Origin of the sequence: Mesorhizobium sp. B2-4-14, assembly GCF_006442155.1 — a bacterium.
GTDB lineage: Bacteria > Pseudomonadota > Alphaproteobacteria > Rhizobiales > Rhizobiaceae > Mesorhizobium.
This window is the reverse complement of sequence record NZ_VFVA01000002.1, coordinates 42494-54972: the sequence shown is the minus strand read 5'-3', so window position 1 is coordinate 54972 and position 12479 is coordinate 42494. Positions and strand designations below refer to the sequence as shown.

Genomic DNA, 12479 nt, shown 5'->3' with positions numbered 1-12479 from the left:
CGCGTTGTGGGCTGCGGCGGGTTGGACCGCCTGGTGCTTGCCGGGTGAAGTCGGCGGTGCTCGCCGGGCATGGCTGCATTTCTGGACGGGCGAATTTGCAAGGCAGCTGATTGGAAGCGATCGGCCACGCCGGGTTCGGTGATGCGGCAGCCCGAGAGTCCGACAAGGGTGGGGCTTGGTCGATATTCGATCGCCCAGCGGCATCGCGCTCGGATGTCTTGCCAATCTGGAACCAAATCGGGATGTGTTCGTTCGCAACCGTTAGAGAAACAGGAGGTCACGATGCCACGTGGCGACAAGTCGAAATACACTGACAAGCAGGAGCGCAAAGCTGATCATATAGCCGAGGGCTACGAGCATCGAGGGGTATCGGAAAAGGAAGCCGAACGTCGTGCCTGGGCAACGGTAAACAAGGATGACGGCGGCGGCAAGAAAGAGGGCGGATCGGGACGTGGAAAGCACACCGGCCACCCCGCGGCTCACAAGGGGGGAGAGAAGGGCGGCAAAGCCCAGGCATCTCGTTCCGCGGCCGAGAGGTCGGCCTCTGCGAAGAAGGCCGCCGCGACAAGGAAAAGGAATGCTGCAAGCCACTCCCACTCATAGGTCAAAGGCAGCACTTTTCGCGCTAACGGCAATGGAGTTGGTGTGACGTCGTTCGGCGGTCACGGCCGTGATCTGGCCGATTTCTGCCTCCTGGCTGGACGCACGAAGATCGAGGGGCTTGCTGCTTCACTGGTGGTCTTTTTGCGTCAGGCAAGGAAGACCGCTGCCTGCTATCCGCCACGCGAAATCAACCTTACCGGCACCGATTTGGCCGCGGGCACATGACCCTCAGGCCCCGGACACATCGCTCGACCCCCTCCTCGGCTGCCGATTTCAGATCGATCTCGCCCCCCTCGGAAACTCAAGCCGTTGCATATCGCATTTGTTCATCAGCAGAACCATGTGAGTCCTGTGGAACACTGGCGCGCGAAGACCGTTTAGGCCGCAATGCCGCCTTGGCAGGTAAACGGTATCCGGCATCAGTGGATCTGTGATGACGAGAAAACCCTATGTCAAACCCACGCTCGTGAAACGCGGAAGGCTAACAGGGCGCACGGCTCAAATCATAGCTTCCGGGATCATATTGGGCGAATAGGCGCGGGGGCTTCGGCCAAACCCCTTGCCCGCGCGCAATGTCATCGCACGCATCCCGGAACCACCCGTCAACGATTGGGTTTCCCGCCGAAGGAGATTTCCATGTTCAGGTTTTTGATCGGTCTCGGCATCGTCTATGCCGCTTACAAGATTGGCAAGGAAGTCGGTCGAGACCAGGCTCTGCAACAAGGTCCGTCTGAATTGGCACGCGATGATCCCGAGGCAGCCGCCCGGCGTGTCGCTGGGAGCTGAACCCCGGCGGGCAGGGAAGCTTCTGGGAGCGGTGAACACCATTGATCGATAAGGAGCTCGGCAGACCGATGGGTCGGATCAAGAGCTGGAGAACAGTGGCGAGGCTGGGAACGGGACGTCGCCACGCTGGTTAATTCGCTTTCCAGCCATGATCGAAAGGCTCCTCTCATGTCTAAAACTGTTGGCGATTTCCTGATCTCGCGCCTCCACGCCTGGGGCGTACGGCGGATGTTCGGATACCCCGGTGACGGCATCAACGGCGTCTTCGGGGCCCTCAACCGTGCGGATGGGAAGATTGAATTCGTCCAGGCACGACATGAGGAAATGGCCGCGTTCATGGCGTCGGCCTACGCCAAGTTTTCTGGCGGACTTGGCGTCTGCATAGCAACTTCCGGTCCCGGCGCGACGCACCTCGTGACAGGTCTTTATGATGCGCGCCTTGACCACCAGCCCGTCTTGGCCATTGTCGGCCAGCAGGCGCGTAGCGCGATCGGCGGCCACTACCAGCAAGAAGTCGATCTTGCCTCGCTGTTCAAGGATGTGGCGGGAAATTTCGTCCATCAGGCCGCCGTGCCCGCACAGGTCCGTCACCTCGTTGACCGGGCCGTTCGCATTGCGCTGGCAAACCGAACCGTGACGGCGCTCGTCCTGCCGAACGACTTGCAGGAGATGCCTTATGAGGAACCGTCCCGCGCTCACGGCACGGTGCATTCCGGCGTCGGCTATCGCAAGCCGTTGGTTGTTCCACACGCGGATGATTTGAAAGCGGCCGCCGATATCCTCAACGAAGGCGAGCGTGTCGCAATCCTCGTCGGCGCTGGTGCCCTTGCCGCGACGCAAGAGGTGATCGACATCGCCGATCGCCTTGGCGCGGGTGCCGCAAAGGCGCTTCTCGGCAAGGCGGCTTTACCGGATTTTCTCCCTTGGGTAACTGGCTCGATCGGGTTGCTCGGAACGGAACCCTCCTGGGACCTGATGCGGGACTGCGACACGTTGCTGATGGTCGGATCCGGCTTTCCTTATTCGGAGTTCCTGCCAAAAGAAGGTCAGGCCAAAGGCGTCCAGATCGATCTTAAGCCCGGCATGATGTCCTTGCGCTATCCGATGGACGTCAATCTTGTCGGCGATGCAACTGAGACGCTCAAGGCTCTGCTGCCATTGTTGAAGCAGAAGAAAAACAAGTGGCGCAAACAGATCGAGAAGAGCGTAGCCGACTGGTGGAAACTTCTGGAGAAGCGAGCCAAGACAAAAGCCGACCCAGTCAATCCGCAACTGGTGGCATGGGAGCTTTCGCCGAGATTGCCGGACAATGTCATTCTGACGAGCGATTCCGGATCCTGCGCGAATTGGTACGCGCGTGACGTCAGGATCAGGCCGGGGATGATGGCATCGCTCTCCGGCGGCCTCGCCTCGATGGGCGCCGCTGTCCCTTACGCGATCGCCGCCAAGTTCGCGCACCCGGACCGGCCGGTGGTGGGGCTTGTTGGCGATGGAGCCATGCAGATGAACAACATGGCGGAACTGATCACCGTCGCCAAATACTGGAAGTCGTCCTGGCCGGACGGCCGGTTCATCATCTGCGTCTTCAACAACCAGGATCTCAATCAAGTTACTTGGGAGCAGCGGGTCATGGAAGGCGACCCGAAGTTCGAGGCGTCGCAGCGTATCCCGGACGTGCCCTATCATCGGTTTGCCGAACTGATCGGTCTTAAAGGCTTGTTTGTCGATCGCCCAGAAGACCTCGGACCGGCCTGGGACGAAGCATTCGCGTCCGATTACCCCGTCGTCCTTGAGGTCAAGACCGATCCCGAGGTCCCGCCACTTCCCCCGCATTTCACCTTCGACCAGATCAAAAACCTGACATCGTCGCTTGCAAAGGGCGATCCCAGTGAAACCGGTGTTATTCGCGGGACCGTCAGGCAGGTTCTGGGTTCGATACTGCCGGGCAAGTCAGACTAGCAGAAACTGGTGGAGTGCCGAGGTCCTTCCGTTGAGGCTAGATTTCATCTCAGGATGATCTGGTGCGCAGCCGACCCTCGTAATCATGCTTACCGAGCGGCACGCCTCGCGAACGCAGGATGTTGTATGTGGTGACGGCATGGAAATAGAAATTTGGCAGCGAGAAAGAGAGGATGAAGGTCTCCGCGGTGAAGGCAAGCCTTCGCGGGCCGATCTGAAGGTCCAGGTGCTTGCCCGAGCAGCCGTTGACCTCATCGGGGATGAACGCCTCCAGCATCATTTCTGCCTTGCCGATCATGGCCTGCAGGTCAGCGAAGGGAACAGGTCCGACCAAGGCGGGAGGGGTGAACGCGCCGGACTTGAGGGCCTCGACCCCCCAAACGGAATGATGCCACGCCGCCTCGATCTGAAAATGGAAGGGTGCCATGTCATCGAAGAGGCGGGTGTGCACGATGTTATCGGGATCGACACCGGTGTTCGAGAAATGCGTGGCCGCACGGTCGAGGAAACCTCCGATGGATCTCACGGTCTGCAGGAAGGTTGGCACGCTGAGATCGTAGAGCGATGTCCGCATCGGTCATTCTCACGAGCAATTTGAATTTCCACATTCAGCATGTGGCACGATGGCTGCAACCGCAAGGCAAGCGCAATTATCGACTGGCGGCGGTCTTGCCCAGTGGAACCCTGATTCGTGCGGAACATTTGGCTGCTCGTCGCATTTTTGCACCGGAATCGATGGAGGCAGGGAGGTTGGCTTGAAACGTCGAAAAATCGACAGGGAAAAAATAGAAAGAGCGAACAGAGAGTCCAAATTGGTGCTGGAGGCTGAACGCCAGGCGAGGCTGGCGAAAACGGCACGTCTTCGCCAACAGCGCCTTAAGCTCACAATGTCCTCCGAACCCAGGTCGGTAGAGTCCGTCAATGCAACTTCCACACCAAAATAGCAGCCCGCAAGGGTCGCTTTGAGGGATTAACCCGTGAATTCCGACCTTGGCTTATCGGGCCCTCGGATTGAGTGAAGTCAAGCCACGCGGTAGGCATCGATCCTGACGACATTCGCGACGAGGTGGGCGATCTCCCGGAATACATCGCTGAGGCGATCAACGAGCAGGACGCCCCGATCGAGTCCGACGATCGGATCAACAAGGGAGCCGAAACACGTTCACGGCTTTTTCGAGATGATCCCGCTGATGGGGCGCCATCAGCATTGTCTCGCCGCACTGGGGCCAGTGCCTGGCGCTATTCCGGATTAGAGGCGCAACCGCTCGTTATGATTTTGCATGGAAACAGCGGCAATTTCCGCCGGCCTGTGATGGAACCCTCTTTCAGCAGCGATGTTATTCATCACCCAACCGGCCGGCAATCATAAGCCTGGCGGCGCAATGGGCCTCACGCGAAAACAAGGCGAAGTGGAGGATCGAACCCTTCAGTCGAACGGCCAAAACCAAAGACCGCAGGCAACACCGAGCCCGGCCATTGAGAAGACCTCCGGCGCTGGTCCCTCTATAGCCGAACACTCAAAGGATGCAAAAGCGGGGTAGTGGGTCAGTTTGAAATCTGACCCGTCGGCCTTGCTATGCAATAGAAACAAAAGCCGGCGAGCAGAGCAGCGAGTGCCCCTAGCGTAGCGAGTGATCTGAAATGCCCGTCACACGGAAGGATCAAAAAAGAAAAACTTGCTGCGATAAGAACCGCCGCTGAAGTCCACGTTCCCGGTCTTGCGGCAACAGAGCGTGGGAAAGCGATGGCTGCAGCAACTGCTGCTAAGTAAAGCGGCCAAGACATTAGGAAGCCGGCCGCAACATAAACGACGAAAAGCGAAAGTGTCTCAGACCATGGAATCTCCGGCGAAGGATTTGACACGGCTAACAAACCTCCAATCACGCCGAACACATAGGACAGCGTGATTTTTGAGGCGAGCGAGACCCTTTGCCTCAGTGTCATGCTACTGCCCGCTTCTCGTAACGGCCGCGCACGACCGGCCTTTCAGCTTCCTTCGCCTCGATCAGTGCCACGATATCCGCGATCTCCCAAAGCTTGTCGGTGACGCCAGCGGCCATCGCCGGGTTACGCGCAGAGAAGCATGAATTCGCACAAAATTATAATACATGAAGTGCAGGGCAACAGCATTTGCGTGAGCCTCAACCTTCTTTGAGAAGCCGTTGGTCAGGCGCGTGAAGCGGCGCATGTGCATGCGCATCTTAAGATTCTGGCGTTCCGAAAATGACGTGCTGACATGCTTGATGTCGGGGTTTCCTTCGATCCGCTCTTTACGTGCGCAAGTGCATTCGGCAGGGTTGTACTGACCCACTACCAAAAAGCGGCAAAGGGCGGCCGCCAGCCTGGCGCCTATGTGAAAGACTGAAGATGGCCCGATGACTGCCGCCTCGCTTTCACGAGTACAGCATAAGAAAAATACTCGCGGCCACGGAATGCAAGGCAGCGTGGCCGCGAGTGACGCCCGGTCTCAATCGCTCTTGAGGCGGATGTGGGTCTCATCGAATTCGATTCCGCCGCCTCGGTGCAGCCGTTCATCGAGGCCTGTCGCAAGCTGCGCCTATGGGCCAGGGAAGGTGCCGTCAAACTGTGACGACGCACCGAGGCTGAACAGTCCTTGCGTCCTGGCCCTCGGGCCAGGCAGCGAAGATTGCACTCAATCGCTATCGGATGTCTCGACGTGGGTTGACCCCTCCGTCGCGAGCGCCAAGTAACCTTCTCTACGCCGATAGCGAGGTCGCCATGTCCATTATCGTCAACGGCTCAGCCGTGCCACTGCCCGCCGACCCACGGGTTTCGCTGCTTGATCTTCTGCGCGAGGAACTCCGGCTCACGGGCACAAAAAAGGGCTGCAATCAGGGCGCGTGCGGGGCCTGTACGGTCCTGCTCGACGGCGAACGCGTGGTTTCCTGCCTGACCCTTGCCGTGCAGGCCGAAGGGCGCGCTGTCACCACTGTCGAGGGTCTTGCGCAAGGAGACGAGCTTCATCCGCTTCAGCAGGCGTTTATCGACCGCGACGGTTTCCAGTGCGGCTATTGCACGCCGGGACAGATCTGCTCCGCCATCGGCATGGTGGCGGAGTTGGGGCGGGGCCTTCCCAGCCACGTGACCGGCGATCTGAGAGCCGGTTCAATCCCTGCCAGCCGCGAAGAGCTGGCAGAGCGCATGAGCGGCAATCTGTGCCGGTGCGGCGCGCATAACGGCATCATCGATGCGATCGCCGCGACGTTTATCAGCAAGGAGGCCGCGCAGCCTTACCGGCCCGATAGCCCGGAGATGGCAGCATGACCCCGTTCCAATACTCCCGAGCGACAAACGCGGCCGAGGCGGTACAGAGAGCAGGCCTTGAGGCAGCCAAATATCTTGGCGGCGGCACCAATCTGGTGGACTTGATGCGCGAGACGATCGAGCGCCCGGCCATCCTGGTGGATGTGACCGGGCTGCCGGCAAACATAGATGAGCATGAGGGCGGATTGCTGATCGGAGCGGCAGTCCGGAACACCGCCTTGGCCGAGCACCGCGCGGTGCGCGAGCGCTATCCCGTTCTGGCCCGCGCCATCCTTGCCGGCGCCTCCGCTCAGATCCGCAACATGGCGACGGTGGGTGGCAACATCCTGCAACGCACACGCTGCGCGTATTTCTACGACGACGAGGGATCGCGCTGCAACAAGAGAACCCCCGGACAAGGCTGCGATGCCGCGGACGGCTTCAATCGCATGCACGCAATTCTGGGGGCCTCGCCGGCCTGTGTCGCGACGCATCCTTCGGACATGTGCGTGGCGCTGGCCGCGCTCGATGCCAAGGTCCATCTCGAAGGCAGGACAGGCAAGCGGACACTGCCGCTGACCGATCTTCACCGCCTGCCAGGCGAACACCCCGAAATCGAGACGGTTCTGGAGCCAGGCGAGTTGATCACCGCCGTCGAACTGCCGCCGCTGACAATGGCTTCAACCTATCGCAAGGTGCGCGACCGCGCGAGCTATGCTTTTGCCCTTGTCTCCGTCGCCGCGGCGCTGCGGGTGGAGAACGGTGCCGTCAAGGCGGTGCGCCTCGCCCTCGGCGGAGTGGCGCACAAGCCCTGGCGGGCCTGGAAGGCCGAGGCGGCGCTGAAAGACGGTCCTGTTACCGCCGAGGCCTTTCGGGCGGCCGCGGAAGCGGAACTCGCGGACGCCGTTCCGTTGCGTGACAACGCGTTCAAGATCGAACTGGCCAAGCGCACCATCGTCAGCGTGCTTGGCGAATTGGCGGGAGAAGCCGCATGAGCATCCTGGAACAAGCCGGCGAGGCGGCCAAGGGCGCGGCCCAGGGCCTGATGAAGAAAGCCATTGAACTGGCACCCGACAGCTGGTTGCCAGGCGGGAAGCCCGATCCGCTCATCCATCACCAGCATGGGCATGTCGGCAAACCCATGTCGCGGATCGACGGGCCTCTCAAGGTCAAGGGCGCGGCCCGTTTCTCCGCCGAGTTCCCGCTCGCCGACATGACCTACGCGGCTGTGGCGTTCAGCACGATCGCCAAGGGCCGGATCGCTGCCCTGGACATCAAGGCTGCGTCGGAAGCGCCGGGCGTGGTTCTGGTGATGACGCACCTCAATGCGCCGCCCATGAAGCCGACGCCGCTGTTCATGACGAATGCCAAGGCGGCGGGCGGCGATAATCTGGCGGTCATGCAGGACGATCGTATTCACTGGAACGGCCAACCGATCGCCGTCGTCCTGGCAGAAACCCAGGAGCAGGCGGATCATGCCAAGTCACTGATCCGCGTCGAATACGAGGCCGAGCCGGCGACCACTTCGCTGGCCGCTGCCAAGGCGCAGGGCACCGAGCCGGGTCAATTCATGGGCGAACCGCTGAAGCTGGAAATCGGCGATGCCGAGGCGCAATTGGCTGCGGCCCCGCACAAGATATCCGTGACCTACCGCACACCTCGCCAAAACCACAATGCCATCGAGCCGCACGCCGCGACTATGGCATGGAATGGCGAGGAACTGAGGGTGCATGATGCCTCGCAAGGCGTGGCGCACACCGCCTGGTCCTTGGCAAAGATCTTCGACATCGACGAGAAGCAGGTGAATGTCACGTCGCCCTATGTGGGCGGCGGCTTCGGCTCGAAGTGCCTGTGGCAGCACCAGGTGCTGGGTGCGGCGGCGGCGAAGCTTGCCGGCCGGCCGGTGCGGATCGCCCTGTCGCGCGAAGGCGTGTTCAGGGTGGTCGGCGGCCGCGGCCTGACCGAACAGCATGTGGCGATCGGCGCGCAGCCGGATGGCCGTTTTACCTCGATCATCCACACTGGTGTCACCGTGATGACCCGGCACAATGCCTTTCCCGAGCCGTTTATTATTGCGACGCGCAGCGGCTATGCCGCCGACACCTTCAAGCTCGATGTCGAGGTGGCGTATATAGACATGGCGGCTAACACCTTCATGCGGGCGCCCGGCGAAGCTGTCGGCACATTCGGGCTCGAATGTGCCATTGACGAACTGGCCGAAGAACTCGGCATGGACCCGATCGAACTGCGCATCCGCAACGAGCCGGAGAAGGATCCGACCGAAGGCACTCCCTTTTCGTCAAGGCATATCGTCGAAGCCTATCGGGCTGGCGCCGAGCGCTTTGGGTGGAGCCAGCGAACCGCGCCCGGGACGCGCCGTGAAGGAGAATGGCTGGTCGGCATGGGGTGTGCGACCGGCACCTATCCCTATTACCGCATGCCTGGTGGCGCGGCTCGCATCACGCTCACCCGCGACGGCCGGGCGACGGTGGCGGTGGCGGCTCATGAGATGGGAATGGGCACGGCTACCGTGAACTTATCCGTTGCCGCCGAAAGGCTTGGCCTGCCGCTTCATTCTGTTTCGATCGAATACGGGGATTCGACCCTTCCCGGTGTGATCCTGGCGGGTGGCTCGCAGCAGACGGCATCCATCGGAGCGGCCGTGATCGCCGCCCAGCGCGTGCTTGTGACCGAGTTGCTCAAGCTCGCGGGAAACGACTCGCCGCTGGCGGGGCTCGGCGCCGACCAGGTCGGCGGCTACGATGCAGGCTTGGCCAAGCTCGATGAGCCGGAACGCCACGAGAGCTACGCTTCTATCCTGTCGCGTGCGGGACGCGACGAGGTTGTGGCCGAAGCGAGCGCGCCTGCGCCGCTGGAATTGCAACATTGGTCGATGCACTCCTACAGCGCCATCTTTTGCGAGGTGCGCGTCAACGCAGTGACGGGCGAAACGCGGGTGAGCCGTGTGCTTGGCTCATTCGATTGCGGCCGTATCCTCAACCCGAAGACGGCTGCAAGCCAGTTCCGCGGAGGCATCATCATGGGCCTCGGACTGGCGCTGATGGAGGAAACCGAGTTCGACGAGCGCAACGGTCGCATCATGAACGCCAGCCTGGCCGATTATCACGTGCCGGTGCATCTGGATGTTCCGCCGATCGAGGTGATCTGGACCGACATCCCAGATCCGCACACGCCGATGGGCGCTCATGGCATCGGCGAAATCGGCATTACAGGCACCGGCGCCGCGGTCGCCAACGCGGTTTACAACGCCACCGGGAAGCGCATTCGCGACCTGCCTGTAACGCTCGACAAGCTGATGTGACCGATGTCGGCCTGGAGCAGGGGGCGTAAGGCCCCACGATCTGCTTACTGATCGCGGACCGGCCTCGATTGACCGGTGATTGCCGGGTTGTCGGCAATCGCAGCATCCGCAATATTCGAGTCGAGCTTGCTGGGCACGAACCTTTGCTGTCTGCTGGACGATGGCTGACAGCGGATTGACAGCCTTTGTGTGCGAGATGCCTGGTTGATGACAACCATTCTCAAACGACTTGTCGTGGCTGGCCTTATTGGGCTCGCAGCCGCCCAGCCGTTCGCGGCGCGAGCCGGCGAGGATGACGACGGCGATCACGACCGGGCAAGGGACCTTTACGAGCATGGCCAAATCAAGGGCTTTGCCAGGATTCTGGATATCGTGCGTGCCAAGGCGCCCGGCGATGTTGTTGCTGTCGACCTTGTCCGCCTTGGGAGCAAATGGATCTATCGCTTGCAGGTTGTCGGCGCGGACGGCCGCCGCAAGCTTGTGGATGTTGATGCTGGAGCCGGCGTGATCGTAAGAGGCGAAGGGGGCGACCGTTGAGAATCCTCCTGGCCGAGGACGAACCCCGGATCGCGGCGGACGTCGCTGCAGCGCTGAAGGCGTCCGGGATGGCCGTCGATGTGGTGCGCGAGGGTGAAGAAGCCTGGTTTGCGGGCGATGTCGAGAACTATGACGCGGCCATACTGGATCTCGGCTTGCCCAAGCTCGATGGTCTAACCATCCTCAAACGATGGCGCGCCAACGGTCGCCGGTTTCCAGTCCTCATCCTGACAGCGAGAGGCATGTGGACGGAACGGGTCGAAGGCATCAATGCGGGCGCCGACGACTACCTGCCCAAACCTTTCGAAATGGAGGAACTGCTGGCGCGATTGCGGGCGATCCTGCGCCGTTCGACAGGCCAGGCAGCGCCGGTGCTCAGATCCGGACCCTTGCTTCTCGACACTCTTCAAATGCGTGTTTCGGTCCAAGGTGCCCCTGTTTCACTCTCGCCTCTCGAGTACAGGCTTCTGGCGTACCTGATGCATCATGGCGGGCGCGTCGTGGCACCGACCGAACTGACGGAGCATCTGTACGATTCCGGCAACGATCGTGATCCCAATGCGATCGAGGTCATCGTTGCCCGCCTGCGCAGGAAGCTCGGCAGCGACATCATCAAGACAAGGCGCGGCTTCGGCTATCTCATAGCCGATGATGGCAGCTGATGGGAAACTCGATCCGGTTCAGGCTCTGGCTGGCGGCCACGATTTCAATTCTCATCGCCCTTGCCATCGCAGGCGTTGGGTTGCGCTATCTGTTCGAACTGAATGTAGAACGGCGTATCGTCAGTGAGCTCACCGTAGACCTCAACGAACTGATCGGCGCCACCGCTTACGGTGCCGACGGCCACCTCTCCGTCCAGGCGCCGCTGACCGACCCGCGTTTTTCCATTCCTCTGTCCGGCCACTATTGGCAGGTGGAGGACATCGCATCGAGCTATCTTGTCCGCTCGCGTTCGTTATGGGATGCGACCCTTGCACTGCACGCACACCAGATCGGTGGCGAGCTCAAGGAAATCAAGGAGTTCAAAGGGCCGGAGGGAGAGCTCGCAATCGCGGTCGCGCGTACGGTCATCGATCCCGGCGGCCGATCGTTTCGTGCCATCGTCGCCGAGAACCACCGCAGCGTGGAAGTGGCGGTGAGCGAATATGTCCGCGATCTCGCGCCGGCCCTGATCGTTCTTGCCCTGGCCCTAATGGCCGCATTCTTCATCCAGATCACTGTGGGTCTCGCCCCGCTGGAAAGCCTGCGGGTCGCGGTCCGAAACGTTGTCGCCCAGCGCGCGACGCGGCTCGAAGTGGCGGCGCCTCGGGAGGTGCAACCGCTCGCCGATGAGATAAACCGCTTGCTTGAGGCCCAGGACAAGGCGCTTCTACGCGCCCGCTCACGCGCGACCGATCTGGCGCATGGGCTCAAGACGCCATTGCAGGTGCTCTCAGCGGACATTCGCGCGCTGCGGAAGAAGGGCGAGACGGAGCTAGCCGACGATATTGAAAGAAGCGCCAGCGCGATCCGGCGACACGTCGAGCGGGAACTGGCCCGGGCCCGCCTTGCACCCGGCATTTTCGGCAAGGCCACTTGCCGCGTCTTCGAGACCGCGGGCGGCGTGGTCGGCGTGGTAAAACGGACGCCTGGCGGCAAGCGTCTTTCCTTCGAGATCGATGTCGCCGATGATCTTGTCGCGCCGATCGATGAAGGAGATCTGTCGGAGATACTCGGCAATCTCGTTGAGAATGCCACGCGCTTTGCACGATCATCGGTACGCATAGCGGCATCCGTGACAGCCGCGGCCGTAATTATCGCCGTTGCTGATGACGGGCCAGGCATCCCGGACGCGGACCGGCAATCCGTCCTGTCTCGCGGGGTTCAGCTGGACAGCAAGGGCGGCAGCAGCGGCCTTGGCCTCGCTATCGTTTCGGACATCGTGGAAGCCTACGGCGGAAGCCTTGCCATGGCAAATGCCGACCCGGGCCTGATCGTGACCATTTCGGTCCCAAGGCACGGGTGACTG

General features: G+C 61.3%; 12 protein-coding genes and 1 pseudogene. 11 read left to right on the top strand and 2 right to left on the bottom strand.

Translation table 11 applies throughout. From position 1 onward, the window contains the following. The first annotated feature begins 282 nt into the window (after positions 1 to 282). The 4 genes from FJ938_RS02010 to FJ938_RS02000 all read left to right on the top strand — a co-directional run bounded on the left by FJ938_RS02010 (position 283) and on the right by FJ938_RS02000 (position 3348). Positions 283 to 603: a plasmid stabilization protein gene (locus FJ938_RS02010; protein WP_140608534.1), complete on the top strand. Its 321-nt coding sequence runs from the start codon at positions 283 to 285 to the stop codon at positions 601 to 603. 42 nt (positions 604 to 645) lie between these two features. Next, complete coding sequence (locus FJ938_RS02005) at positions 646 to 828, top strand: hypothetical protein (protein ID WP_140690700.1); 183 nt, start codon at positions 646 to 648, stop codon at positions 826 to 828. A gap of 411 nt (positions 829 to 1239) precedes the next feature. Further along, positions 1240 to 1389, top strand: a complete 150-nt coding sequence (locus tag FJ938_RS29305) for a hypothetical protein (RefSeq protein WP_181165557.1) — start codon at positions 1240 to 1242, stop codon at positions 1387 to 1389. Between the two features lie 168 nt (positions 1390 to 1557). Further along, complete coding sequence (locus FJ938_RS02000; protein WP_140690698.1) at positions 1558 to 3348, top strand: thiamine pyrophosphate-requiring protein; 1791 nt, start codon at positions 1558 to 1560, stop codon at positions 3346 to 3348. A gap of 49 nt (positions 3349 to 3397) precedes the next feature. Here the strand turns inward: FJ938_RS02000 and FJ938_RS01995 are convergent, their stop codons facing one another. After that, positions 3398 to 3922, bottom strand: a complete 525-nt coding sequence (locus FJ938_RS01995) for a DUF1993 domain-containing protein (RefSeq protein WP_140690696.1) — start codon at positions 3920 to 3922, stop codon at positions 3398 to 3400. A 441-nt stretch (positions 3923 to 4363) separates the two neighbouring features. Here FJ938_RS01995 and FJ938_RS01990 point away from each other — a divergent pair, with 441 nt between their 5' ends. Then, the gene (locus tag FJ938_RS01990; RefSeq protein ID WP_140608540.1) at positions 4364 to 4717 is read left to right on the top strand and encodes a hypothetical protein; all 354 of its coding nucleotides are present in this window, start codon (positions 4364 to 4366) and stop codon (positions 4715 to 4717) included. 571 nt (positions 4718 to 5288) lie between these two features. Here the strand turns inward: FJ938_RS01990 and FJ938_RS29770 are convergent. Beyond that, a pseudogene (locus FJ938_RS29770) lies at positions 5289 to 5653 on the bottom strand (IS1 family transposase); the annotation flags it as partial. A 434-nt stretch (positions 5654 to 6087) separates the two neighbouring features. Between FJ938_RS29770 and FJ938_RS01975 the strand changes: the two are divergent. From FJ938_RS01975 to FJ938_RS01950, 6 genes are all read left to right on the top strand, one after another. Further along, complete coding sequence (locus FJ938_RS01975) at positions 6088 to 6633, top strand: 2Fe-2S iron-sulfur cluster-binding protein (protein ID WP_140608542.1); 546 nt, start codon at positions 6088 to 6090, stop codon at positions 6631 to 6633. Next, positions 6630 to 7607 carry a xanthine dehydrogenase family protein subunit M gene (locus FJ938_RS01970; protein ID WP_140608544.1) on the top strand — a complete coding sequence of 326 codons (978 nt, stop codon included), beginning with the start codon at positions 6630 to 6632 and terminating at the stop codon, positions 7605 to 7607. Before FJ938_RS01975 ends, FJ938_RS01970 begins: the two co-directional genes overlap by 4 nt. 50 nt (positions 7608 to 7657) lie before the next feature. After that, complete coding sequence (locus tag FJ938_RS01965; RefSeq protein ID WP_246673152.1) at positions 7658 to 9934, top strand: xanthine dehydrogenase family protein molybdopterin-binding subunit; 2277 nt, start codon at positions 7658 to 7660, stop codon at positions 9932 to 9934. Between the two features lie 207 nt (positions 9935 to 10141). Beyond that, positions 10142 to 10471 carry a PepSY domain-containing protein gene (locus FJ938_RS01960; protein WP_140690689.1) on the top strand — a complete coding sequence of 110 codons (330 nt, stop codon included), beginning with the start codon at positions 10142 to 10144 and terminating at the stop codon, positions 10469 to 10471. Further along, on the top strand, positions 10468 to 11133 hold the full coding sequence (locus FJ938_RS01955) for a response regulator transcription factor (RefSeq protein ID WP_140690687.1): 666 nt from the start codon (positions 10468 to 10470) through the stop codon (positions 11131 to 11133). Before FJ938_RS01960 ends, FJ938_RS01955 begins: the two co-directional genes overlap by 4 nt. Further along, positions 11133 to 12476 (top strand): HAMP domain-containing sensor histidine kinase, encoded by a 1344-nt coding sequence (locus FJ938_RS01950; protein WP_140690685.1) that lies wholly within the window; start codon positions 11133 to 11135, stop codon positions 12474 to 12476. The genes FJ938_RS01955 and FJ938_RS01950 overlap by 1 nt, the downstream gene beginning before the upstream one ends. The last annotated feature ends 3 nt before the right edge of the window (positions 12477 to 12479 follow it).

Coding starts and splice junctions, on each gene's coding strand:
- FJ938_RS01975 (WP_140608542.1), top strand. CDS start 6,088: ATGTCCATTATCGTCAACGGCTCAGCCGTGCCACTGCCCGCCGACCCA.
- FJ938_RS01965 (WP_246673152.1), top strand. CDS start 7,658: ATGAAGAAAGCCATTGAACTGGCACCCGACAGCTGGTTGCCAGGCGGG.
- FJ938_RS02010 (WP_140608534.1), top strand. CDS start 283: ATGCCACGTGGCGACAAGTCGAAATACACTGACAAGCAGGAGCGCAAA.
- FJ938_RS01950 (WP_140690685.1), top strand. CDS start 11,133: ATGGGAAACTCGATCCGGTTCAGGCTCTGGCTGGCGGCCACGATTTCA.
- FJ938_RS02000 (WP_140690698.1), top strand. CDS start 1,558: ATGTCTAAAACTGTTGGCGATTTCCTGATCTCGCGCCTCCACGCCTGG.
- FJ938_RS01995 (WP_140690696.1), bottom strand. CDS start 3,922: ATGCGGACATCGCTCTACGATCTCAGCGTGCCAACCTTCCTGCAGACC.
- FJ938_RS01970 (WP_140608544.1), top strand. CDS start 6,630: ATGACCCCGTTCCAATACTCCCGAGCGACAAACGCGGCCGAGGCGGTA.
- FJ938_RS01960 (WP_140690689.1), top strand. CDS start 10,142: ATGACAACCATTCTCAAACGACTTGTCGTGGCTGGCCTTATTGGGCTC.
- FJ938_RS29305 (WP_181165557.1), top strand. CDS start 1,240: ATGTTCAGGTTTTTGATCGGTCTCGGCATCGTCTATGCCGCTTACAAG.